The organism is Bradyrhizobium sp. UNPA324, assembly GCF_006658635.1.
GTDB classification, from domain to species: domain Bacteria; phylum Pseudomonadota; class Alphaproteobacteria; order Rhizobiales; family Xanthobacteraceae; genus Bradyrhizobium; species Bradyrhizobium nanningense.
Map to the genome: position 1 here is coordinate 3,296,640 of NZ_LFJD01000004.1, position 21,590 is coordinate 3,318,229.

General features: G+C 64.0%; 20 protein-coding genes. 17 read left to right on the plus strand and 3 right to left on the minus strand.

Annotated elements, in window-relative coordinates:
- Window positions 1-161: 161 nt before the first annotated feature.
- The gene (locus UNPA324_RS15935) at window positions 162-536 is read right to left on the minus strand and encodes a tRNA-binding protein (RefSeq protein ID WP_141935106.1); all 375 of its coding nucleotides are present in this window, start codon (window positions 534-536) and stop codon (window positions 162-164) included.
- Window positions 537-640: 104 nt separating this feature from the next.
- Between UNPA324_RS15935 and UNPA324_RS15940 the strand changes: the two genes are divergently transcribed.
- Window positions 641-1,000 (plus strand): ArsC family reductase, encoded by a 360-nt coding sequence (locus UNPA324_RS15940; RefSeq protein ID WP_141935107.1) that lies wholly within the window; start codon window positions 641-643, stop codon window positions 998-1,000.
- Between the two features lie 3 nt (window positions 1,001-1,003).
- On the opposite strand, the gene UNPA324_RS15945 is transcribed toward UNPA324_RS15940, so the two are convergent.
- Window positions 1,004-1,651 carry a PAS domain-containing protein gene (locus tag UNPA324_RS15945; protein ID WP_181769411.1) on the minus strand — a complete coding sequence of 216 codons (648 nt, stop codon included), beginning with the start codon at window positions 1,649-1,651 and terminating at the stop codon, window positions 1,004-1,006.
- A 354-nt stretch (window positions 1,652-2,005) separates the two neighbouring features.
- Between UNPA324_RS15945 and UNPA324_RS15950 the strand changes: the two genes are divergently transcribed.
- The 7 genes from UNPA324_RS15950 (at window position 2,006) to UNPA324_RS15980 (ending at window position 8,563) form a co-directional block, all read left to right on the plus strand.
- Window positions 2,006-2,761, plus strand: coding sequence for an ABC transporter ATP-binding protein (locus UNPA324_RS15950; RefSeq protein ID WP_141935109.1), 756 nt, complete (start codon window positions 2,006-2,008; stop codon window positions 2,759-2,761).
- A complete protein-coding gene (locus tag UNPA324_RS15955) occupies window positions 2,754-3,500 on the plus strand; it encodes an ABC transporter ATP-binding protein (RefSeq protein ID WP_128917591.1) in 747 nt (248 codons plus the stop codon). The genes UNPA324_RS15950 and UNPA324_RS15955 overlap by 8 nt, the downstream gene beginning before the upstream one ends.
- 111 nt (window positions 3,501-3,611) lie before the next feature.
- Window positions 3,612-4,835: an ABC transporter substrate-binding protein gene (locus UNPA324_RS15960; RefSeq protein WP_141935110.1), complete on the plus strand. Its 1,224-nt coding sequence runs from the start codon at window positions 3,612-3,614 to the stop codon at window positions 4,833-4,835.
- A gap of 73 nt (window positions 4,836-4,908) precedes the next feature.
- Window positions 4,909-5,772, plus strand: coding sequence for a branched-chain amino acid ABC transporter permease (locus tag UNPA324_RS15965; RefSeq protein ID WP_128917589.1), 864 nt, complete (start codon window positions 4,909-4,911; stop codon window positions 5,770-5,772).
- 1 nt (window position 5,773) lies between these two features.
- Entirely contained in the window at window positions 5,774-6,742 is a 969-nt protein-coding gene (locus tag UNPA324_RS15970; protein WP_128917588.1) for a branched-chain amino acid ABC transporter permease, read from the plus strand.
- Between the two features lie 156 nt (window positions 6,743-6,898).
- Complete coding sequence (locus tag UNPA324_RS15975) at window positions 6,899-7,543, plus strand: DUF47 domain-containing protein (protein ID WP_128917587.1); 645 nt, start codon at window positions 6,899-6,901, stop codon at window positions 7,541-7,543.
- 12 nt (window positions 7,544-7,555) lie between these two features.
- Window positions 7,556-8,563, plus strand: a complete 1,008-nt coding sequence (locus tag UNPA324_RS15980) for an inorganic phosphate transporter (RefSeq protein ID WP_128917586.1) — start codon at window positions 7,556-7,558, stop codon at window positions 8,561-8,563.
- On the opposite strand, the gene sugE is transcribed toward UNPA324_RS15980, so the two are convergent.
- Window positions 8,556-8,870, minus strand: coding sequence for a quaternary ammonium compound efflux SMR transporter SugE (gene sugE / locus UNPA324_RS15985; RefSeq protein ID WP_128917585.1), 315 nt, complete (start codon window positions 8,868-8,870; stop codon window positions 8,556-8,558). The two genes, UNPA324_RS15980 and sugE, sit on opposite strands and share 8 nt — an antisense overlap.
- A gap of 172 nt (window positions 8,871-9,042) precedes the next feature.
- Here sugE and UNPA324_RS15990 point away from each other — a divergent pair, with 172 nt between their 5' ends.
- From UNPA324_RS15990 to UNPA324_RS16030, 9 genes are all read left to right on the plus strand, one after another.
- Window positions 9,043-10,665 (plus strand): peptide chain release factor 3, encoded by a 1,623-nt coding sequence (locus tag UNPA324_RS15990; RefSeq protein WP_128917584.1) that lies wholly within the window; start codon window positions 9,043-9,045, stop codon window positions 10,663-10,665.
- Window positions 10,666-10,918: 253 nt separating this feature from the next.
- On the plus strand, window positions 10,919-11,497 hold the full coding sequence (locus UNPA324_RS15995; protein WP_128917583.1) for a UCP034077 family protein: 579 nt from the start codon (window positions 10,919-10,921) through the stop codon (window positions 11,495-11,497).
- A gap of 220 nt (window positions 11,498-11,717) precedes the next feature.
- Entirely contained in the window at window positions 11,718-12,302 is a 585-nt protein-coding gene (locus UNPA324_RS16000) for an NnrU family protein (protein ID WP_128917582.1), read from the plus strand.
- A 131-nt stretch (window positions 12,303-12,433) separates the two neighbouring features.
- The gene (locus UNPA324_RS16005; RefSeq protein ID WP_128917581.1) at window positions 12,434-14,026 is read left to right on the plus strand and encodes a class I adenylate-forming enzyme family protein; all 1,593 of its coding nucleotides are present in this window, start codon (window positions 12,434-12,436) and stop codon (window positions 14,024-14,026) included.
- Between the two features lie 166 nt (window positions 14,027-14,192).
- On the plus strand, window positions 14,193-14,846 hold the full coding sequence (locus tag UNPA324_RS16010) for a tetratricopeptide repeat protein (protein WP_128917580.1): 654 nt from the start codon (window positions 14,193-14,195) through the stop codon (window positions 14,844-14,846).
- Window positions 14,847-14,890: 44 nt separating this feature from the next.
- Complete coding sequence (locus tag UNPA324_RS16015) at window positions 14,891-15,445, plus strand: hypothetical protein (protein WP_128917579.1); 555 nt, start codon at window positions 14,891-14,893, stop codon at window positions 15,443-15,445.
- Between the two features lie 48 nt (window positions 15,446-15,493).
- Complete coding sequence (gene der / locus UNPA324_RS16020; protein ID WP_128917578.1) at window positions 15,494-16,876, plus strand: ribosome biogenesis GTPase Der; 1,383 nt, start codon at window positions 15,494-15,496, stop codon at window positions 16,874-16,876.
- On the plus strand, window positions 16,873-18,129 hold the full coding sequence (locus UNPA324_RS16025) for a TCR/Tet family MFS transporter (protein WP_141935111.1): 1,257 nt from the start codon (window positions 16,873-16,875) through the stop codon (window positions 18,127-18,129). The genes der and UNPA324_RS16025 overlap by 4 nt, the downstream gene beginning before the upstream one ends.
- A 181-nt stretch (window positions 18,130-18,310) precedes the next feature.
- Window positions 18,311-21,577 carry an autotransporter outer membrane beta-barrel domain-containing protein gene (locus UNPA324_RS16030; RefSeq protein WP_246667177.1) on the plus strand — a complete coding sequence of 1,089 codons (3,267 nt, stop codon included), beginning with the start codon at window positions 18,311-18,313 and terminating at the stop codon, window positions 21,575-21,577.
- Window positions 21,578-21,590: the final 13 nt, after the last annotated feature.

The following is a 21,590-nucleotide window of genomic DNA, read 5'->3' on the forward strand; positions in this document are numbered from 1 at the left end:
GGTTTGGTCTAAGGCAGGCCGATCTAAATAAAAAAATGATCAGTCAGTCATTTTTATGATGGAAAATGGATCTGGTCAAGTCCTGACCAGCCGAAGGCGGAAAATGGGGGATTCGTTGCGAATGCGCCGGCAGAGGCTGCGCGCAGCACCGGATCGCGCGGCTAGAACAGCCGGCCGCCGTTCGGAACGGGCTTGCTCGGCTGCACCAGCACGACCTTGCCCTCGGCGTCGGGCAAACCGAGCGTCAGCACCTCCGAGACGACCGGCCCGATCTGGCGTGGTGGGAAATTGACGACGGCCGCGACCTGTTGTCCCACCAACGTCTCGAGCGGATGGTTTTCGGTGATCTGGGCCGAGCTCTTGCGCACGCCGAGCGCGGGTCCGAAGTCGATCCACAGCCGAAAGGCAGACTTGCGTGCTTCGGGAAACGGCCTGGCGTCGACGATGGTGCCGACGCGGATATCGACAGCGAGGAAGCTGTTGAAGTCGATGGTCGGCGCGGCGGCGGCGGCTGCGGGATCGTGGGTGACGTGCATGGGATGTCCGTTCGGCGAGTTGGCGTCGTTCGCAATATTGTCGCGCGAACCGGAGTTTCGTACAACGCCACGTCCATCATGATCCGTCATGCGCGAGGAACGTCTTGTCCAACATCATCTACGGCATCAAGAACTGCGACACCATGAAGAAGGCGCGCGCCTGGCTCGACACAAATGGTGTGTCTTACGCGTTTCACGACTACAAGGCGGCGGGCGTGGAGAAGGACAAGCTCAAGCAGTGGAGCGACAAGGTCGGCTGGGAGACGCTGCTCAATCGCGCCGGGACGACGTTCAAGAAGCTCCCCGATTCCGACAAGGAAGGCCTCTCCGAGAAGAAGGCGCTGGCGTTGATGCTAGCGCAACCATCGATGATCAAGCGGCCGGTGCTGGAAATCGGCGGCAAGCTGCTGGTCGGATTCAAGCCGGATATCTATGCCAAGGAAGTCGGCGCCAAATCGCGCTGACTGCTAGTTCAGCTCGATGATCTCGTTGCTGACGCCGGGGCGCGGCTGGTCCGCGAACTCGACCACATCGGCCGTCGCGATGCGGCCAGGCGCGCGATGGAAGAGCTCGCGATCGATCACGGCGCGCAGTTTTGGGCGCGGCGGCGCGTCATTTCCGCGCATCAGATTCTTGATCTCGAAGCTGCCGTCCTCGCAGAAGATTTTGACCGACGCGATGATGTGACAGACCTTGCCGTCGGTCTGGAAAGGCAGCAGCAGCCGTTCATAGGCGACGATGCGCCCGTAGATGTCGTCGACGTCGGCAACGCTGTAGACGGGCAGCCCGCGCGCCACGCATTCGTGGTAGATCGGCATCACGAACGGCGCGAGTCGCGGCCCGAGATACTCGTCGAGCAGAACGCCCTTGCCGGTATGTCCATAGGCGCGCGAGATGCGCGTGTTTTCGCTCTGGATGGTCAGGCGCGGCGCCGGCGTCGAAGCGTCCACCGTATAATAGATGAGATCGGACAGCTCTTCCTCGAGCCGTGCAGGCTGATACTCCCAGACCGCCGGCGCGATCTGCTGGCGCGCATAAAGTCGCAGCCACGTGTTGAGGAGATCACGCTGCCTGATCGACTTGACGACGGATGGAGCGGCGCTTGCGAAATCCAAGACAATATTCCCGGAGCGTCGAAACCCGCACAAGATGCCAGGTGCGGGAAAATTTTTGATGAAGGCTGGCGCACCGAACGAAAGACCGTTAACGACGGCTTGACGACCGGTGCCTTGCGAACCGGGAGGCCGGGCAGGCACGACATCACGCACCTCCGACTAAGGGAGCATTTGGATCCCAGCCGGAGACCTGATCTGCTCAGCTTTCCGCCTTGCCTAACCCCCGTCACCTCCGGCATATTCCGCGCCCGGAGGCGGCGTTCCGGATGGGCTCCAAGGAGTGGCTCCAAGGCCTCCGGAAAGCCGAAGCAACAAGGATAGCCACGCGCGAGGCGCGGGCAGGGGGAAATCTGTTTGGCCGATGAGTTTATTCTCGAAACGGAAGGCTTGACCAAGGAGTTCGCGGGCTTCTTCGCCGTCCGCGACGTTGCGCTCAAGGTTCGCCGTGGGAGCATTCATGCGTTGATCGGCCCGAACGGGGCCGGCAAGACGACCTGCTTCAATCTTCTGACCAAGTTCCTCAAACCGTCCGCCGGAAAAATCCTGTACAAGGGGCAGGACATCACGGCGATGGCGCCGGCGGACGTGGCCCGCCTGGGGCTTGTTCGCTCATTCCAGATTTCGGCGGTATTTCCGCATCTCACCGCGCTGGAGAACGTCCGTGTCGCGCTCCAGCGCCAGCACGGCTCTTCGTTCGATTTCTGGCGCTCCAAGTCGGTCCTCAACCGCTTCAACGATCGCGCGCGGGAGTTGCTCAACGACGTCGGCCTCGACGAGTTTGCCAACACGCCGGCGGTCGAGATGCCGTATGGGCGCAAGCGTGCACTCGAAATTGCAACCACGCTCGCGCTCGACCCGGAGATGATGCTGCTGGACGAGCCAATGGCCGGCATGGGCCACGAGGACATCGACAAGATCGCGGCGCTGATCAAGCGCATCTCCGCGAAATATACCATCCTGATGGTCGAGCATAACTTAAGCGTCGTGGCCAACCTCTCCGACATCATCACCGTGCTGACGCGCGGCCAGGTGCTCGCGCAAGGTCATTACAGCGAGCTCACCAAGGACGAGCGCGTCAAGGAAGCCTATCTGGGAGCCGGTCATGCCTGACACTGCGATCGCCGAGGCTCCGGCCAAGGCTGCGACCGGCGGAAACATCCTTCAAGTCCGCAACCTCGAAGCCTGGTACGGCGAGTCCCACATCCTGCACGGGATCAGCTTCGACGTGAAAGCGGGCGAGGTCGTCACCCTGCTCGGGCGTAACGGCGCCGGCAAGACGACCACGCTGAAGTCGATCATGGGCATCATCGGCAAGCGTACCGGCTCGGTGAAGTTCAACAACCAGGAGATCATCCGCGCGACCTCCGACAAGATCGCGCGCATGGGCATCGCGTTTTGCCCGGAAGAGCGGGGCATATTCTCCAGTCTCGACGTGCGCGAGAATCTGATGCTGCCGCCGGTCGTCCGCGAGGGCGGACTGCCGCTCGATCAGATCTTCGAGCTGTTCCCGAATCTGAAGGAGCGCCTCAATAGCCAGGGCACCAAGCTGTCCGGAGGCGAGCAGCAGATGCTCGCGATTGCGCGCATCCTGCGCACCGGCGCGAGCTTCCTGATGCTGGACGAGCCGACCGAGGGTCTCGCGCCCGTTATCATCCAGCAGATCGGCCACACCATTGCGCGGCTCAAGAAGGAGGGTTTCACGATCCTCCTGGTCGAGCAGAATTTCCGCTTCGCGTCCACCGTCGCCGACCGCTACTACGTGGTCGAGCACGGCAAGATCATTGACGGATTTTCCAATGCCGAGCTTGCCGCCAACATGGACAAGCTGCACACCTATCTTGGTGTCTAGCGCATGATCCGGACCCGGAGGGCCGCGTTAGCGCAAAGAGTGTAGCGGTTTTCCGAAAGATCATGCTCAAGACGAACTGCCAACGAGAAGAATTCAAAAAAGGAAAGTTGCATGAAGACCAGGTCGATTGCGTCATTGCTGCTGACCACCGCGCTGACATTCGCTGCGGCAGGCGTCGCGTCTGCGCAGGACAAGACCGTCAAGATCGGTGCACTGTCCGATCAGTCCGGCCTCTATGCCGACCTCGGCGGTCCCGGCTCGACGCTCGCGGCGCAGATGGCCGTTGAGGATTCCGGCCTCGCTGCGAAGGGCTGGAAGATCGACATCATCTCCGGCGATCACCAGAACAAGCCCGACATCGGCACCGCGATCGCGCGGCAATGGTTCGACGTCGACAAGGTCGACATCATCGTCGACGTGCCGAATTCCGGCGTGGCGCTCGCCGTCAACAACGTCATCAAGGAAAAGAACGGCGTCTACATCAATTCGGGTGCGGCGACCTCCGACCTCAGCAACGCGCAGTGCTCGCCCAACACCGTGCATTGGACTTACGACACCTACATGCTGGCCCACACCACCGGCCAGGCGCTGGTCAAGGCGGGGGGCGACAGCTGGTTCTTCCTGACCGCCGATTATGCCTTCGGTGCTGCTCTCGAGCGCGACACCACGGCGGTCGTCACCGCCAACGGCGGCAAGGTGATCGGCGGCGTCAAGCATCCGCTGAATACGCCGGACTTCTCGTCCTTCCTGCTTCAGGCGCAGTCGTCCAAGGCGAAGATCATCGGTCTTGCCAATGCCGGCGGTGACACCACCAATACCATCAAGCAGGCTGCCGAGTTCGGCATCGGCAAGGGCGGTCAGAAGCTCGCGGCGCTGCTGCTCTTCCTCACCGACGTCAAGGCAATCGGCCTGGAGACCGCGCAGGGCCTCAACTTCACCGAGACGTTCTACTGGGACATGAACGACCAGACCCGGGCGTTCTCGAAGCGCTTCGCCGAGAAGATGAAGAACAACGCGCCGCCCACCATGGTGCAGGCCGGCGTCTATGCGGGCGTGCGCCACTATCTCAAGGCGCTGGACGCGCTCGGCGGCAATCCCCATGACGGGGTCAAGGTCGTCGAGAAGATGAAGTCGATGCCGACGGAGGACGATCTGTTCGGCAAGGGCGAGATCCAGCCCAACGGCCGCACCATCCACAACGCCTATCTGTTCGAAGTGAAGAAGCCCTCGGAATCCAAGGGTCCGTGGGACTTCTACAAGCTGGTCGGCACGGTGCCGGGCGATCAGGCCTTTACGCCGCTGTCCGAAAGCAAGTGCGCGCTGCTTAAGAAGTAAGATAACCGCCCGCAGGCCTTAAAGGCTTGCGGGCGACTTTCAGGGAACGCCGAAGGGACCGGGTGCGGGATCGATGCAGGCTCTATACGCTCAGCTACTGGTGGGACTGATCAACGGCTCGTTCTACGCGCTGCTCAGTCTCGGGCTTGCCGTGATTTTCGGCATGCTCAACATCATCAATTTCGCCCATGGCGCGCTCTACATGATGGGCGCCTTTGTCGCCTATTTCCTGCTGAACCTCGGCGGCATCAACTATTGGTGGGCGCTGTTGCTGGCCCCCATCATCGTCGGCATCTTCGGCATGATCCTCGAACGGACCATGCTGCAATGGCTGACCGGCCTCGACCATCTCTACGGCCTGCTCTTGACCTTCGGCATCGCGCTGATCGTGCAGGGCGTGTTCCAGAACTATTTCGGCTCGTCCGGTCTGCCTTACGCCATCCCGGACGAGCTCAAGGGCGGCATGAATCTCGGCTTCATGTTCCTGCCCATCTATCGCGGCTGGGTGGTCGTGTTCTCGCTGGTGGTTTGTCTCGCCACCTGGTTCCTGATCGAGAAGACCCGACTCGGCGCTTACCTGCGCGCCGCCACCGAAAACCCGACGCTGGTCCGCGCATTCGGCGTCAACGTGCCGCGCATGATCACGCTGACTTACGGTCTCGGCGTCGGCCTTGCCGCGCTCGCCGGCGTGCTGTCGGCGCCGATCAACCAAGTGCGGCCGCTGATGGGCGCGGATCTCATCATCGTCGTGTTCGCCGTGGTCGTGATCGGCGGCATGGGTTCGATCATGGGCTCCATCATCACCGGCTTCGCACTCGGCGTGATCGAGGGGCTGACCAAATATTTCTACCCCGAGGCCTCCAACACCGTCGTGTTCGTGCTGATGGTGCTGGTGCTCTTGGTGAAGCCAACGGGATTGACGGGAAGGGCGGCCTGATATGACAACCCTGACGGACGACACGCTGCCGGCAACCCCGCGCGCGATGCGCGACGAGATGATCGCTTTCGCCCTGATGGCGCTGCTCCTGGCATCGGTGCCATTCACGGGCGTCTACCCGTTCTTCGTGATGCAGGCGCTGTGCTTTGCGCTGCTCGCTTGCGCCTTCAACCTCTTGATCGGCTACGGCGGCCTGCTGTCGTTCGGCCACGCGATGTTTCTGGGCACCGCCGGCTATTGCAGCGCGCATGCGCTGAAGGTGTGGGCCTTGCCGCCCGAGCTCGGCATCCTCGTCGGCATCGCCGCGGCCTTCGTGCTCTCGCTCATCACGGGCTACATCTCGATCCGGCGCCAGGGCATCTACTTCTCGATGATCACGCTGGCGCTGTCGCAGCTCTTGTACTTCATCTACCTCCAGGCCCCGTTCACCCACGGTGAGGACGGCATCCAGGGCATCCCGCAGGGACACATGTTCGGCCTCTTCGATCTGTCCAAGCCGACGGTGCTCTATTACGTCGTGCTGGCCGGGTTCCTCGCCGGCTTCCTCTTGATCTTCCGCATCATCAACTCGCCGTTCGGCGAGGTTCTGAAGGCGATCCGCGAGAACGAGCCGCGGGCGATCTCGCTCGGCTACCGGACCGACCAGTACAAGTTCCTGGCCTTCGTGCTGTCAGGTACGCTGGCCGGTTTTGCCGGTGCGCTGAAAGTGTTCGTGGCGCAGAACGCCTCGCTCACCGACGTCCATTGGTCGATGTCCGGTGAGGTCGTGCTGATGACGCTGGTTGGCGGCCTCGGCACCATCTTCGGCCCCGTCGTCGGCGCCTTCGTGATCATCGCCATGCAGCAATATCTGGCGGGTTTCGGCCAATGGGTGACGGTGATCCAGGGCTCGATCTTCGTGATCTGCGTGCTCACCTTCCGCCGCGGCGTCATCGGTGAAATCGCGCATTACTTCCGGAGATCGCTCTAAGTAGTTGATTTAAAGTCAATTTACTTAGCGCGCGAAAGCGGTGGATGATCCGGCTCCGCGGGCGTGAGATGACACGCGCGCGGATCGAAAATGGTCTATGACAGTTTCATGACGGCCCCCTCGGGCCGCGCCATTTCCAACCGGTAGCCTATCCCCATGATGCGATGGTTTCGCGCTTTCCTGCCCAAGGAAGAACGGTTCTTCGACTTGTTCGACCGGCATGCCCAGACGGTGATCCAGGGTTCGATCGCGCTGCAGGGCATGCTCAACGGGGGCGAGGAGACGCCGGTCTACTGCCAGCGCGTCAACCAGTTCGAGAACGACGCTGACAACATCACCCGCGAGGTGTTGACGGCGGTGCGCCGCACCTTCATCACCCCGTTCGACCGCGGCGACATCAAGAACCTGATTACCTCGCTGGACGACGCCATCGACCAGATGCAGCAGACGGCCAAGGCCGTGATGCTGTTCGAGGTCCGCAGCTTCGAGCCGCCGATGCGCGAGATCGGCGGGCTTCTGATCGAATGCGCCAATCTGGTCGGCCGTGCGCTGCCGCTGATGCAATCGATCGGCCCCAACGTGGCCATGCTGACCGCGATCACGGAAGAGCTGGGCAAGCTGGAAGGCCGCGTCGACGATCTTCACGACATCGGGCTGAAGGAGCTGTTTCTCAAGCATCGCGACGGCAATGCGATGGACTTCATCGTCGGCGTCGAGATCTACGACCATCTGGAGAAGGTGGCCGATCGCTTCGACGACGTCGCGAACGAGATCAACAGCATCGTCATCGAGCAAGTGTAGGGCAGGGTTGCCGTGGATGCTGCGTTGGGTCTTCCCGTCCTGGTCGGACTGATCGCCGTCGCGCTGCTGTTCGATTTCCTGAACGGCCTGCACGATGCCGCCAATTCGATCGCGACCATCGTCTCGACCCGGGTGCTGCGGCCTCAATTCGCGGTGTTCTGGGCCGCGTTCTTCAATTTCGTCGCCTTCATGGTGTTCGGGCTGCACGTCGCTCAGACCATCGGAACCGGTATCATCGATCCCTCGATCGTCGACGCCCAGGTGATCTTTGCGGCCCTGGTCGGCGCCATCGTCTGGAACCTCGTGACCTGGGCGCTCGGCATCCCGTCCTCCTCGTCGCACGCGCTGATCGGCGGGTTATTCGGTGCGGGCGTGGCCAAAGCCGGGATCTCGGCGGCGGTCTGGAGCGGATTGTCCAAGACGGTGATTGCAATCGTGCTGTCTCCGCTGGTCGGCTTCCTGCTCGCGATGGTGCTGGTTGCGATCGTGTCCTGGGCCTCGGTGCGCTCCACACCCTTTGCGGTGGATCGCGCCTTCCGCATCCTGCAATTCGCCTCCGCCTCGCTCTATTCGCTCGGCCATGGCGGCAACGACGCGCAGAAGACCATGGGCATCATCGCCGTGCTGCTCTATTCGCAGGGCCATCTCGGCGGCGAATTCTTCGTGCCATTCTGGGTGGTGCTGTCCTGCCAGGCGGCGATGGCGATGGGCACGCTGATGGGCGGCTGGCGCATCGTCCGCACCATGGGCCTGCGCATCACCAAATTGACGCCGATGCAGGGTTTTTGCGCCGAAACCGGTGGCGCCGCGACCCTGTTCATGGCGACCTATCTCGGGGTTCCCGTCTCGACCACGCACACGATCACCGGCGCCATCGTCGGCGTTGGCGCCGCCCGTCGCCTCTCGGCGGTGCGCTGGAACGTCGCCAGCTCGATCGTCTATGCCTGGGTCATCACGATGCCGGCGTCCGCGATCGTCGCGGCGCTGACCTGGTGGGCGGTCAAGATCTTCGTCAAGTAACCAGCTTCAGCCCGACGATCCCAGCGATGATCAGGGCGATGCTGGCAAGACGCAGGGCCGTGGCCGGCTCGCCGAACAGGACGATGCCCAGCGTCGCGGTGCCGACCGCGCCGATCCCGGTCCACACCGCATAGGCGGTTCCGACGGGCAGCGATTTGAGGGCGAGGCCGAGCAGGACGATGCTGCCGGCCATGGCCGCGAGCGTGACGACGGACGGAACAAGCCTGCTAAAACCCTCGGTGTATTTCAGGCCGATCGCCCAGGTGATCTCGAGAAGCCCGGCGACGAACAGGATGCTCCAGGCCATGACGACCCTCCATTCAAGGCAGGGTCGTCCCCGCGGCTGATATGCTGACGAGCGGGAAGGCCGTCCTTCCCCATGATCGATCCGGTCAAGCCGATATGGGGCTGGCCGAAGGGCTCCGCAATCGCCAATTGAGGCTTGATCAGGCCCATTTTCCCTGCCAAACGCTGCCGCTATGTCCGACATCGCCACCACCACGGCCGAATCGCCGGCCCGTTCCCCGCTTGCCGCTGAAGTGGCGCGGCGGCGCACCTTTGCGATCATCTCGCATCCTGACGCCGGCAAGACCACGCTGACCGAGAAGCTGCTGCTGTTCGGCGGCGCCATCAACCTCGCCGGCCAGGTCAAGGCCAAGGGCGAGCGGCGCAACACGCGCTCGGACTGGATGAAGATCGAGCGCGAGCGCGGCATCTCGGTCGTAACTTCGGTGATGACCTTCGAGTTCGAGGGCCTCGTCTTCAACCTCCTGGACACGCCGGGCCACGAGGACTTTTCGGAAGACACCTATCGCACGCTCACCGCGGTCGATTCCGCAGTCATGGTGATCGACGCCGCCAAGGGCATCGAGGCGCGCACCCGCAAGCTGTTCGAGGTGTGCCGTCTTCGGGATATCCCGATCATCACCTTCATCAACAAGATGGACCGCGAGAGCCGCGACGTCTTCGAGCTGCTCGACGAGATCGAGAAGACGCTGGCGCTCGACACCACGCCCATGACCTGGCCGGTCGGCCGCGGCCGCGACTTTCTCGGCACCTACGACGTCGTCAATGGTGGCGTGCGCCTGCTCGAAGGCGGCGGCGCCAAGACCGGCGCGGCGCAGCAGATTGAGATCGAGGAACTGGCCAAGCTCAGCGCCAATCTCGACGTGTCTGCCGTAAAGGACGAGCTCGAACTCGTCACCGCGGCGTCCAAGCCGTTCGAACTCGCGGCGTTCCGCGAGGGCCATCTGACGCCGGTCTATTTCGGCAGCGCGCTGCGCAATTTCGGCGTCGGCGATCTCCTGGAAGGCCTCGGCAAGTTCGCACCCGAGCCGCGCGCGCAGGACAGTGACCAGCGCAAGGTCGAGGCCACTGATCCGCGCATGAGCGCCTTCGTGTTCAAGATCCAGGCCAACATGGATCCGAACCACCGCGACCGCATCGCGTTTGCGCGCCTCTGCTCGGGCAAGCTCAGTCGCGGCATGAAGGCAAAGCTGGTGCGCACCGGCAAGAGCATGCCGCTGTCGAGCCCGCAATTCTTCTTCGCGCAGGACCGCTCTGTCGCGGACGAAGCCTTCGCCGGCGACGTCGTCGGCATTCCCAATCACGGCACGCTGCGCATCGGCGATACGCTGACCGAAGGCGAGGATTTCAACTTCGTGGGCGTGCCGAGCTTCGCGCCGGAAATCGTCCGCCGCGTGCGGCTCACCGACGCAATGAAGGCGAAAAAGTTGAAGGAAGCGCTGCAGCAGATGTCCGAAGAGGGCGTGGTGCAGGTGTTCCGGCCGCGCGATGGCGCACCGGCGCTGGTCGGCGTCGTCGGCGCGCTGCAGCTCGACGTGCTGAAGGCGCGGCTCGATGCCGAATATTCGCTGCCGGTCGAGTTCGAGGTCAGCGAATTCCAGCTGGCGCGCTGGGTCTCCTCGGAGGACCGCAAGAAGCTCGACACCTTCATCGCCGCCAACACCTCCAGCATCGCCGACGACGTCGATGGCGATCCCGTGTATCTGGCGCGAAACGAGTTCTATCTCGGCTACACCAAGGAGCGCGCCGAGGGCATCGAGTTCACCAACGTCAAGGACGTGAAGAAGAAAGGGTAGGTGGCGACGTCCTCGACCAAGCGGATACGTTCTCCGCTCGCAGCCACCCCCACCGCTGTCATGCCCCGGCTTGTCCGGGGCATCCAGTACGCCGCGGCCCCTCGGCTCAATCACTGTCGTCTCTGGAATACTGGGTCGCCCGGTCAAGCCGGGCGACGACAGCGTGCCTGAACGCGGGCATGTGAACGCGCACGGAGTTGACGCGTTCAGGGATAATGCCACATCTCCCTGAGTGGCATCGCGAGCTCGCATCATGTGGCGCGGCATTTTCTTTTTCACGTTGTTGGCGCTATCAATCGTCGCCGCCGACGCGCGGCCACGCCAGATCAATCCGATCCCGTTTGCGCACGAGCCGTGCAGCGTGCTCGACTACAGGCCCTGCACGCCGTCCTATTGCAGCCCGCTCGAACCCGGCCCCTGCATTCCCGAGATCGACTACCCCTACGGCCAGAACCTCCAGCTCATCATCCAGAGCGTTCCATCAGAGGCCGACCGCGCCAAGTATCAAAAGCCCGATCACGATCTCGATACGATCGGCGACCTCTTCGCCGAGCTGCGCAGCTGCTGGTCGCCGCCATCGGACAATGCGCGCGCGGGCATGCAGATGTCGGTGCGCTTCAGCTTCAACAAGGCGGGCGGCCTGATCGGCCCGCCGCGCCTGACATATGCGACTACGGGCGTGCCCGCAGAGACCCGAACCAGCTATCTCAATGCGATCAATTCGTCGCTGAAAGCCTGCCTGCCGCTGAAATTCACTGGCGGTCTCGGCGGCGCGCTGGCCGGGCGGCCGATCGCGATCCGCTATGTCGACAATCGCGAGCTCGGTAAGTAGCTCTATCCCCTCATCCTGAGGAGCGCGTTCTTCACGCGCGTCTCGAAGGATGAAAGGCCCAAATGTCGCAACAGCCGGGCCTGCATGGTTCGCCCGGCGATGCGCAGCGCCGTCCGTTAGCGGCGCTTTCGCGCCTCCTCACCACGAGGAGGAAGAGTTGCGAGCTGCGGCCGATCGATGATACGCCATTGGGGCGGGGCTGCTTTGCGGGGAGGATGTCGTGGGTCTGTTGGTCATGATCCTGGGGCTGGTGCTGTTCTTCGCCACCCATGTTTTCACGACGAAACGTGAGGCGCGTGCGCAGGCAATCGCGAGGCTGGGCGAGGGGACCTACAAGATCCTCTATGCGCTGGTCTCGCTTGCGGGGCTCGCGCTGATCATCTGGGGCTTTGCCCATTACCGCAGCTCCGGCTGGATCGACGTCTGGTATCCGCCGAAGGCGATGAAGCACATCACGGTCGCGCTGATGCTGCCTGCGGTGATCCTGGTGGTCGCCTCCTATTTGCGCGGCCGCATCTACGCGACGCTGAAGCATCCGATGCTGGCCGGCGTCAAGCTGTGGGCGGCGGCGCATCTGTTGGCCAACGGCGATCTCGGCTCCATCATCCTGTTCGGCTCGTTCCTGGGCTGGGCGGTCTATGACCGCATTTCGCTTAAAGCTCGCACCGACGCCGGCGGCCCGCCTATCCCGGTCGGCGGCGTCACCAATGACCTGATCGCGGTCGCGGTCGGTGTCGTCGCCTATCTTGCTCTCGCGTTCGCGTTCCATCCGGTCGTGATCGGCGTGCCGGTCATAGGCGTGTAGCGCATGATCCGGAAAAGTGCGGGCGGTTTTCCGACAAGATCATGCGCCAAAATTAGCCAGCCGCTCAGCGCAAGACCGTTCCGCGCAGCCGTGCGCGGAAGGTGGCAAAGCAACAGGCCGAGGGTGTTCCGATGGATTGGTCGCAATCTCAGATCCCGCCGATGCGGCTCGAGGCGCGCTTTGGCGATCGCGTGGTGCCGGCCTTTTGCGACCGGCCGGCGAGCCTGTGGGCGATGGTCGCGGACGCCTGCGCGCGTCATCCGAATGGCGAGGCATTGATCGCAGGCAATGTCCGGCTGAGCTGGCGGCAGGCCGTGGAGCAGGCGACGCGGATCGCCGCGGGTTTTCGCAAGCTGGGCTTGCAGCGCGGCGATCGTGTCGCGATCCTGCTCGGCAACCGCATCGAATTTCCGCTGCTGCTGTTTGCCGCCGCGCATGAGGGGCTGGTGACGGTGCTGCTCAGCACGCGCCAGCAGAAGCCGGAGATCGCCTATGTGCTCGCCGATTGCGGCGCGAAGATTCTGATCCACGAAGCCTCGCTTGCCGAGCGGCTGCCCGACGCGCAGGATGTGCCCGATCTGATCCATCGCATCGCCATCGACGAGGATCCTGCCCGATCGCGCTTCGCCGCGCTCGCCGACAACGCCCCGGCGCCGGCGCCGGTCGAGGTGAGCGAGGAGGACACCGCGATGATCCTCTACACCTCGGGCACCACGGGCAAGCCGAAGGGCGCGATGCTGGCCCATTGCAACATCGTGCATTCCTCGATGGTGTTCGTGTCCTGCCTGCAATTGACGCAAGCCGATCGCTCGATCGCGGCGGTGCCGCTCGGCCATGTCACCGGCGTCGTCGCCAACATCACGACCATGATCCGCTGCGGCGGCGCGCTGATCATCATGCCCGAGTTCAAGGCTGCCGATTACCTCAAGCTCGCCGCGCGCGAGCGCGTCACCTACACGGTGATGGTGCCGGCGATGTATAATCTCTGCCTGCTGCAGCCCGATTTCGACGGTTACGATCTGTCGAGCTGGCGCATCGGCGGTTTTGGTGGCGCGCCGATGCCGGTCGCGACCATCGAGAAGCTCAAGGCGAAGATTCCGGGCCTGAAGCTGATGAACTGCTACGGCGCGACCGAGACGACGTCGCCTTCGACGATCATGCCGGGCGAGCTGACCGAGAGCCACATCGACAGCGTCGGCCTGCCGTGCCCCGGCGCGCGCATCGTGGCGATGGACCCAGATGGGCGCACATTGCCGCGCGGCGAGATCGGTGAGCTCTGGATCCAGAGCGCCTCCGTCATCAAGGGCTATTGGAATAACCCGAAAGCCACCGCCGAAAGCTTCACGGGCGGATTCTGGCACTCGGGCGATCTCGGCTCGGTCGACGCGGAAGGGTTCGTCCGCGTGTTCGACCGGCAAAAGGACATGATCAATCGCGGCGGCCTGAAGATCTATTCGGCCGAGGTCGAATCCGTGCTGGCCGGCCATCCCGCCGTGGTCGAGAGCGCGATCGTTGCCAGGGCCTGCCCGGTGCTGGGCGAGCGCGTCCACGCCGTGGTGGTGACGCGGGAGCCGGTCGCCGGCGAGGTCCTGCGGGCCTGGTGCGCCGAGCGGCTGTCTGACTACAAGGTTCCCGAGACCATGGCGATCACGGCGGAACCGCTGCCGCGCAATGCCAACGGCAAGGTGCTGAAGCGGCAGCTGCGGGAGCTGCTGGGAGCTTGAGCCGGGCGGCGGCATCCGGGCTCTCCCGGGTGGTTAACGCCTTGATCGGGCTCGCTTTGCCTTGCCACCGCCATAACGTTAGGGTACCTCGCCGCCACACGGGGGACGGGATTCCTGACGCGGACGCTTCGGCGCGCGCACCCGGATGGGCATGGGATTAGCATAAGTGTCTGAATTATTTGACGAAGTCGACGAGGAAGTACGTCGCGAACAGCTCAAGAAGCTGTGGGATAAATATTCGATCTACTTCATCGCCCTGATGGTCCTGATCGTGGCCGCCGTCGGCGGCTGGCGCGGCTACCAATATCTCGAAGCCAAGAAGGCCGCCGAGGCCGGCGCCGCCTTCGACAAGGCCGCCGAGCTGGCCGAGCAGGACAAACACGCTGAGGCGGAGACGGCCTTCACCGAACTCGCGGCCAAGGCGCCGTCGGGCTATCGCACCCTGGCGCGGCTGCGCGCCGCGGCCGAGGTTGCCGCACGCGATCCCAAGGCTGCCGCGAAGATGTATGATGAGCTTGCTGCGGATCGCGGCGTGGGTGGTGAGTGGCAGGATCTGGCGAAGATTCGCGCTGCCGGCCTGCTCCTCGACAGCGCCAGCTATGCCGACGTGCAGCAGCGGCTCGAGCCCTCTGCCGCCCCCAAGGCGACCTTCCGCCACAGCGCCCGCGAGATGCTGGCGCTGTCGGCTTGGCGCAATAACGACATGACCGCGGCCCGTAAATGGCTCGACGCGATCGCCGAGGACGGCGAAACGCCGCCCGGTCTGCGCTCGCGCGCCGAGGCGCTCCAGGCCCTGCTGCCGCCCGTCGCCAAGAGCTGACCAAGAGCTGACTGACGGGCCCTCTGACGTAAACGAGACACAAGATGCGCCGCACGCCACGCTTGATCGCAGCCGCCGTCCTGATCGCCTTCACCGGCGTCCTGGGCGGCTGCTCCAGCTTCGATCCAAGCGACATGCTCGACTTCCTCGACACCAAGAAGAAGCTGCCGGGCGACCGCAAGCCGGTCTTTCCGGAAGGTGTGCCGGGCCTCGAGCAGGGCGTGCCGAAGGAGTTGTACAAGGGCGCGCAGCAGCAACAGCCCGATCCGAACGCACCCGCCGTGGCGGCCTTGCCTGCGGAGCCGCCGCCCGAGCCGGCCAAGCCGGCGAAGGGCGCCAAGGCGAAGCACACGAGGCAGCCGGCCGCCGCAGCCGTCGCGCCGGCCGAGGCGCCTGCCGGCGAGGTTGACGGCGAGGCCCAGCCGGAGGCGGCGCCGTCCACGGCCGCTCCGCCGCCCAAGCACAAGATCGTACGCAAGCGCACCACCGCGCCGCCGCCGGATCAACCCGTCCAGCAGGCGCAACCCACCCAGACCACGCAGCAGCAATCGCAGGGGGCGTTTCCGGCGCCGCTGCCGAGCGGCAGCTTCTCGCGCTGATCATTCATTTCATTGACACGCGCAGCCCCGGCAGCGCACGAATGACCGATGCCCTTCACGATCGCCATCATCGGCCGGCCCAATGTCGGCAAATCGACGCTGTTCAACCGCCTGGTCGGACAGAAGCTCGCGCTCGTCGATGATTTGCCGGGCGTCACCCGCGACCGCCGCGAGGGCGAGGCCAGGCTCGGCGACCTCGAGTTCACCATCATCGATACCGCCGGCCTCGACGAGGGCGCCAAGGGCTCGCTGACCGCGCGCATGCAGGAGCAGACCGAGACCGCGATCGCGCAAGCCGACGCGCTGTTCTTCGTCATCGATGCCCGCATCGGCCTCACGCCCACCGATCGCGCCTTCGCCGACTTCGCCCGCAAGGCCAACAAGCCGGTGCTGCTGATCGCCAACAAGAGCGAGGGCAAGCACGGCGATGCCGGCGCGATGGAAGCCTTCGCGCTCGGCCTTGGCGATCCCATCCAGATCTCGGCCGAGCACGGCGAGGGCATGGGCGAGCTCTACGATGCGCTCGCCAAGCTGATGCCGGAGCCCGTCGACGAAGACGAGACCGAGGACGACGAGCCGCTCTCCGAGGAAGAGGCCGCGACCCGCCCGATCCGCGTCGCCATCGTGGGCCGGCCCAATGCCGGCAAGTCGACGCTGATCAACCACCTGCTCGGCGAGGAGCGCCTGCTGACCAGCCCGGAGGCCGGCACCACGCGGGATTCGATCGCGGTCGAGATCAACTGGAAGGGCCGCGAATTTCGCGTGTTCGACACCGCCGGCCTGCGCCGGCGTTCGCGCATCGAGGAGAAGCTGGAAAAGCTCTCGGTCGCCGACGCGCTGCGCGCGGTCCGCTTTGCCGAAGTCGTCGTGCTGATGATGGACACGCAGAACCGTTTCGAGGAGCAGGATTTGCGCATCGCCGATTTGGTCGAGCGCGAGGGCCGCGCCATCGTGCTCGCCGTCAACAAATGGGATCTGATGGAGACCAAGGGCGGCGGCGCGATCTCGACTCTGCGCCGTGATGCGGATCACTGGCTGCCGCAGGTCAAGGGCGTGCCAATCGTCGCCGTCTCCGGTCTGATGGGCGAAGGCATCGACCGCCTGATGCAGGCGGTCCAGGATGCCTATGCGGTCTGGAACAGGCGCGTGCCGACCTCGGCGCTCAATCGCTGGTTCGAGCAGGCGGTCCAGGCCAACCCGCCGCCGGCGGTGTCCGGCCGCAGGCTGAAGCTGAACTACATCACGCAGAACAAGGCGCGCCCGCCGAGCTTCGTGCTGTTCTGCTCGCGCGCCGACGCGGTGCCGCAGTCCTATTTGCGCTATCTCACCAATTCCATGCGCGAGACCTTCGATCTGCCGGGCACGCCGGTGCGCATCACCCTGCGCGAGAAGGCCAATCCCTTCGCGCACAAGCGCAAGCGCCCGTCGTGAGCCACAGTGCCGGCGAGGCGACGGCGCAGGGCGCTGTGCCGGCGAGGCGCGGGGCGGTCGCCTTCATCTTCGTCACCATCCTGCTCGACATGCTCGCGCTCGGCGTCATCATGCCGATCCTGCCGAAGCTGATCGAGAGCTTCGTCGACAACGACACCGCGCATGCGGCCCGCATCTTCGGCCTGTTCGGCACCGCCTGGGCGCTGATGCAATTCGTGTTCTCGCCGCTGTTAGGGGCGCTGTCGGATCGGTTCGGGCGACGGCCGGTGGTGCTGCTGTCGAATTTTGGCCTTGCCGCCGACTATGTGCTGATGGCGCTGGCGCCGTCGCTGGCCTGGCTGTTCGTCGGCCGCGTGATCTCCGGCATTACCTCGGCCAGCATCTCGACGGCCTTTGCCTATATCGCGGACATCACCCCGCCGGAGCGGCGTGCGGCGGTCTTTGGCCGGATCGGCGCAGCCTTCGGTGCCGGCTTCGTGCTCGGTCCGGCGCTGGGCGGCCTGCTCGGCGATATCGATCCGCGCCTGCCGTTCTGGGCCTCGGCGGGATTGAGCCTCGCCAACGCGCTCTATGGGCTGTTCGTCCTGCCGGAATCGCTGGCGGCCGACAAGCGCGCGCCGTTTCGCTGGCGAACGGCCAGTCCTCTCGGGGCGCTGCGCCTGCTGCGCTCCAATGCAACGCTTGCCGCGTTGTCGGTCGTCAATTTCATCGCGCAGGTCGCGCATGTCGTGCTGCCCTCGACCTTCGTGCTTTATGCGACCTATCGCTATGGCTGGGATTCCAAGACCGTGGGATTGACGCTGGCGATGGTCGGCATCTGCGCCATGGTGGTGCAGGGGCTCGCGATCGGCCCGATCGTGCGCATGCTCGGCGAACCCAAGGCCCTGTTGCTCGGGCTGTGCTGCGGCGCGGTCGGCTTCGTGGTCCTCGGCGCTGCACCGACGGGGCCGCTGTCCTGGATCGGAATTCCCATTCTGGCGCTGTGGGGCATCTCGGGCGCCGCGTCGCAAGCGTTGATGACGCGGCTCGTCGCGCCCGATCAGCAGGGCCAGCTGCAGGGCGCGACCGCGAGCGTGCAGAGCGTGTCGCAGCTGGTCGGCCCGTTCCTGTTCACGCTGACGTTCTCGTATTTCATCGGCAGCAGCGCGCCGTTGCATTTGCCCGGCGCGCCGTTCCTGCTGGCGGCGGCCTTGATCGTGCTGTCGCTCATGATCGCGGCTCGTGCGACGGCGATGGCCGCACCCATCCGCTGACGCGCGGTTGCGACTGTCGCCGATCTGCAACAGCATGTGCGTTTCTTAGGAATTCTGTCCGATTGACCCGCGCAGAAGCTTCCGAACGTGGGTTTGGCGTGCAAAAAATGGATCTGTTGATTCGTTCTTTTCCGCATTGAAGGTCGGGCAATCTATTGTGCCCGAGGCAAAGCAGATTGCGATGGCGCGTGTGCCGGTCTGGACAGGGTATTTTCCCCGGTTGCGCTTGCCATCTTTGGGAGCTGTTGCTGCGATCGCTGGTTGCGTAACGCTCGCGCTGACGGATGGGGCGCTTGCGGCTTGTTCACCGGCGGCCGACAATAGTCCCAATCCCCCACCGGGTACGATCGTCGCATGCTCGGGGTCTACGACCGACCAAAATGGGACCAACGGCTACGGCACCGGCAATCAAGCCGGCATCGTCATCGATGTCGGCAGCGGCGCCTCGGTGACGGGAAGCGCTGGCAGCGGAATCAGGGTCGGGAGCGCGACGGTCAGTAACTCCGGAACCGTCACCGGGGCGACAAGCGGCGTTTTCGCACAGAACGACCTCACCGTCACAAATGGCCCCAGCGCCAGTATCACCGGGACTGCGTCATTCGGCGTTGGCTCGAACAATGGCAGCGTGATTGTCATCAACGCCGGCACCATCACGGCCAACGCGAACATTGGCGTATTCGCCTTTGTCAACGCCACGGTTACCAACAATGCGGGCGGTACAATCACAGGCGATCTGGGCATCAATTCCGGATATTCCGCTGCCGCCAATGTCACGAATTTCGGCAATATCGTCGGCACCTCATATGGCGTTCTTGCTTACGGTACAGCGACCGTCTCCAACATGGCAGGCGGCCTGATTTCCGGCGGCATAACCGGCGTTGCGGCCAATCAGGTATTGAACCTCACCAATGCCGGCACGATTACAGGTAGCACCAGTTACGGGCTCGATGCGACCGGCGACGTCGACGTTACCAACGCTGCCACCGGGACCATTACCGGTGCCACGGACGGCGTCCACACCTCCAGTGGATCGATTACGATCAGGAATTTCGGGACCATCACAAGTAGCGCCGGATCGGCCGCCTCCGCGCACGCCAATCTGACGATAGCGAATGGCGCCGGTGGAAGCCTGAGCGGTGGTTTGGTCGCCAATGCGGGCTCTGCAAGCGTCACAAACTTCGGGACCATTGCCGGCCTGAACAACACCGCGATTCTTGCCTTCACTGACGTCAATGTGACCAATGGCGTCGGCGGGCAGATCACGAGCCTGATCAATAACGCGATCTATGCCAATCATGGGGTCGCCTCCATCGCCAACTCCGGGACGATCAGCGCAGGCGGTTCTGGCTATGCCATTCGCGCTGAGACGAGCGCGGTTGTAACCAATTACATCGGTGCGCAGATCAGTGGCGGCGACACCGGCGTCCGCGCCAGCGCTGGATCTGTCTCGGTGATCAATTACGGCGCGATCTCGGGCCTCGCGGGCAACGGCATCTATGCAGGGACGGGCGGGTCGTCCGTCTTCAACGCGGGCACCATAAGCGGCGGGACGGCCGCCATACAATTTGCCGGCAGCGGCAACGTTCTCACGCTCGCGCCTGGATCGATCATCACCGGCAATGTGCTTGGCGGAGGCAGCGATACGTTCCAGCTCGGCGGCAGCGGTGCCGCGACCTTCGATGTCAGCGCGTTGGGTGCGGCTGCCCAGTACCAGGGATTCAGCAGCTTCAACAAGGTGAACGATTCAATCTGGACGCTGACCGGCACGGGCTCCTTTGCCGGTGACATTCATGTCGATGGCGGCGCGCTCATCGTGAACGGCAATATCGCGTCGGCAAACAATCTCGTGGTCAACGCCGGCGGGATTCTCGGTGGCATCGGCACCGTCGGTAACACCGTCGTAAGCGGCGGTATCCTCTCCCCGGGCAATTCGATCGGGACGATTGCGGTTCAGGGTAGCCTCGTGTTCACGGCGGCTTCGGCCTACCTGGTTCAGGTGTCGTCGTCCGCCTCCGACCTCACCAATGTGACGGGGGCGGCGACACTGGCCGGCACGGTCCGGGTTGCTCTCGCCGACGGTACCGTCCGATTCAATTCGCCCTACACCATCCTCAGTGCTGCGACGCTGAACGGCTCCCGGTTTGATTCCGTGGCGACGCCAACCGGAATCTCCGGCTCGCTGACATATTCGGGCAATACGGTACAACTCGTTCTAGGCTCGGGTCTTGCGCAAATCACCGGCCTCAATAAGAACCAGCGCGCGGTTGCCACCGTGCTGGATCATGCGTTCAATTCCTTCGGCAGCGTGCCCGCGGCATATGGCGGCATCTTCAGCGGGAACGTTCCGGCAAACCTGACCCAGGCGTCAGGCGAGGTAGCTACGGGTTCACAGCAGGCGACGTTCGACGTCATGAGCCTGTTCGTCAATTTGCTGACCGATCCGTTGGCTGCAGGACGGGACAGGATTGCGTCGACAGCGACTTCATTTCAGGACGAGGGGACGGTCGATAGCTATGCAAGCGGCGGTCGCCGCCGCTCCGGCTCCGAACGTGACGCCTACACCATGATCACCAAGGCAACGGCGGCTGCCGGTTTCGACCAGCGTTGGCAGGTGTGGGGCGCGGGCTTTGGCGGTTCGCAGACCACCGATGGCAATGCGGCACAGGGATCGAACGCGGCGACAAGCCGCATCGGCGGCGCGGCCGTCGGCGCCGCATACCGGATCTCGCCATTCACACAAATCGGTTTCGCGCTCGCAGGCGGTGGCACCAACTTCGTTGTCGCCAATGGTCTTGGTTCAGGCCGATCCGATCTGTTCCAGGCCGGTGCAAATGTGCTCCATACGGCCGGTGCTGCCTATGTCTCGGCCGCTTTGGCCTATGGCTGGCAGGATGTCACGACCAACCGGACGGTTGCGATTGCCGGCGCTGACCAATTGCGCGCGCAGTTCAACGCCAATGCGTGGGCCGGGCGTCTCGAAGGCGGCTATCGCTTCATCATCCCCTGGGGCGGGGTGGGAGTCACACCCTATGCCGCCGCGCAATTTACAAGCTTCGAACTGCCGAATTACGCCGAGCAAGCCGTTGGCGGCACCAACACCTTTGCGCTGGCTTATGCCGCCAAGAACGTAACGTCGCCGCGCTCGGAGCTCGGCTTTCGTACCGACAGGTCGTTCGCATGGTCGAGCTCGATCCTGACCCTACGCAGCCGCTTCGGCTGGGCACACGACTACAACACCGATCGCAGCATTGCCGCGACCTTCCAGACGTTGCCAGGCGCATCCTTTGTTGTGGGTGGGGCAGCGCCAGCGCGGGATGCTGCGCTTACTTCCGCGACAGCCGAAATGAGATGGCTGAACGGGTTCTCGCTCGCGGCAACCTTCGAGGGCGAGTTCTCAAGCGTCACCTCGAGCTTCGCCGGAAAAGGCCTAGCGCGCTACACTTGGTGACAATGCGGGGATG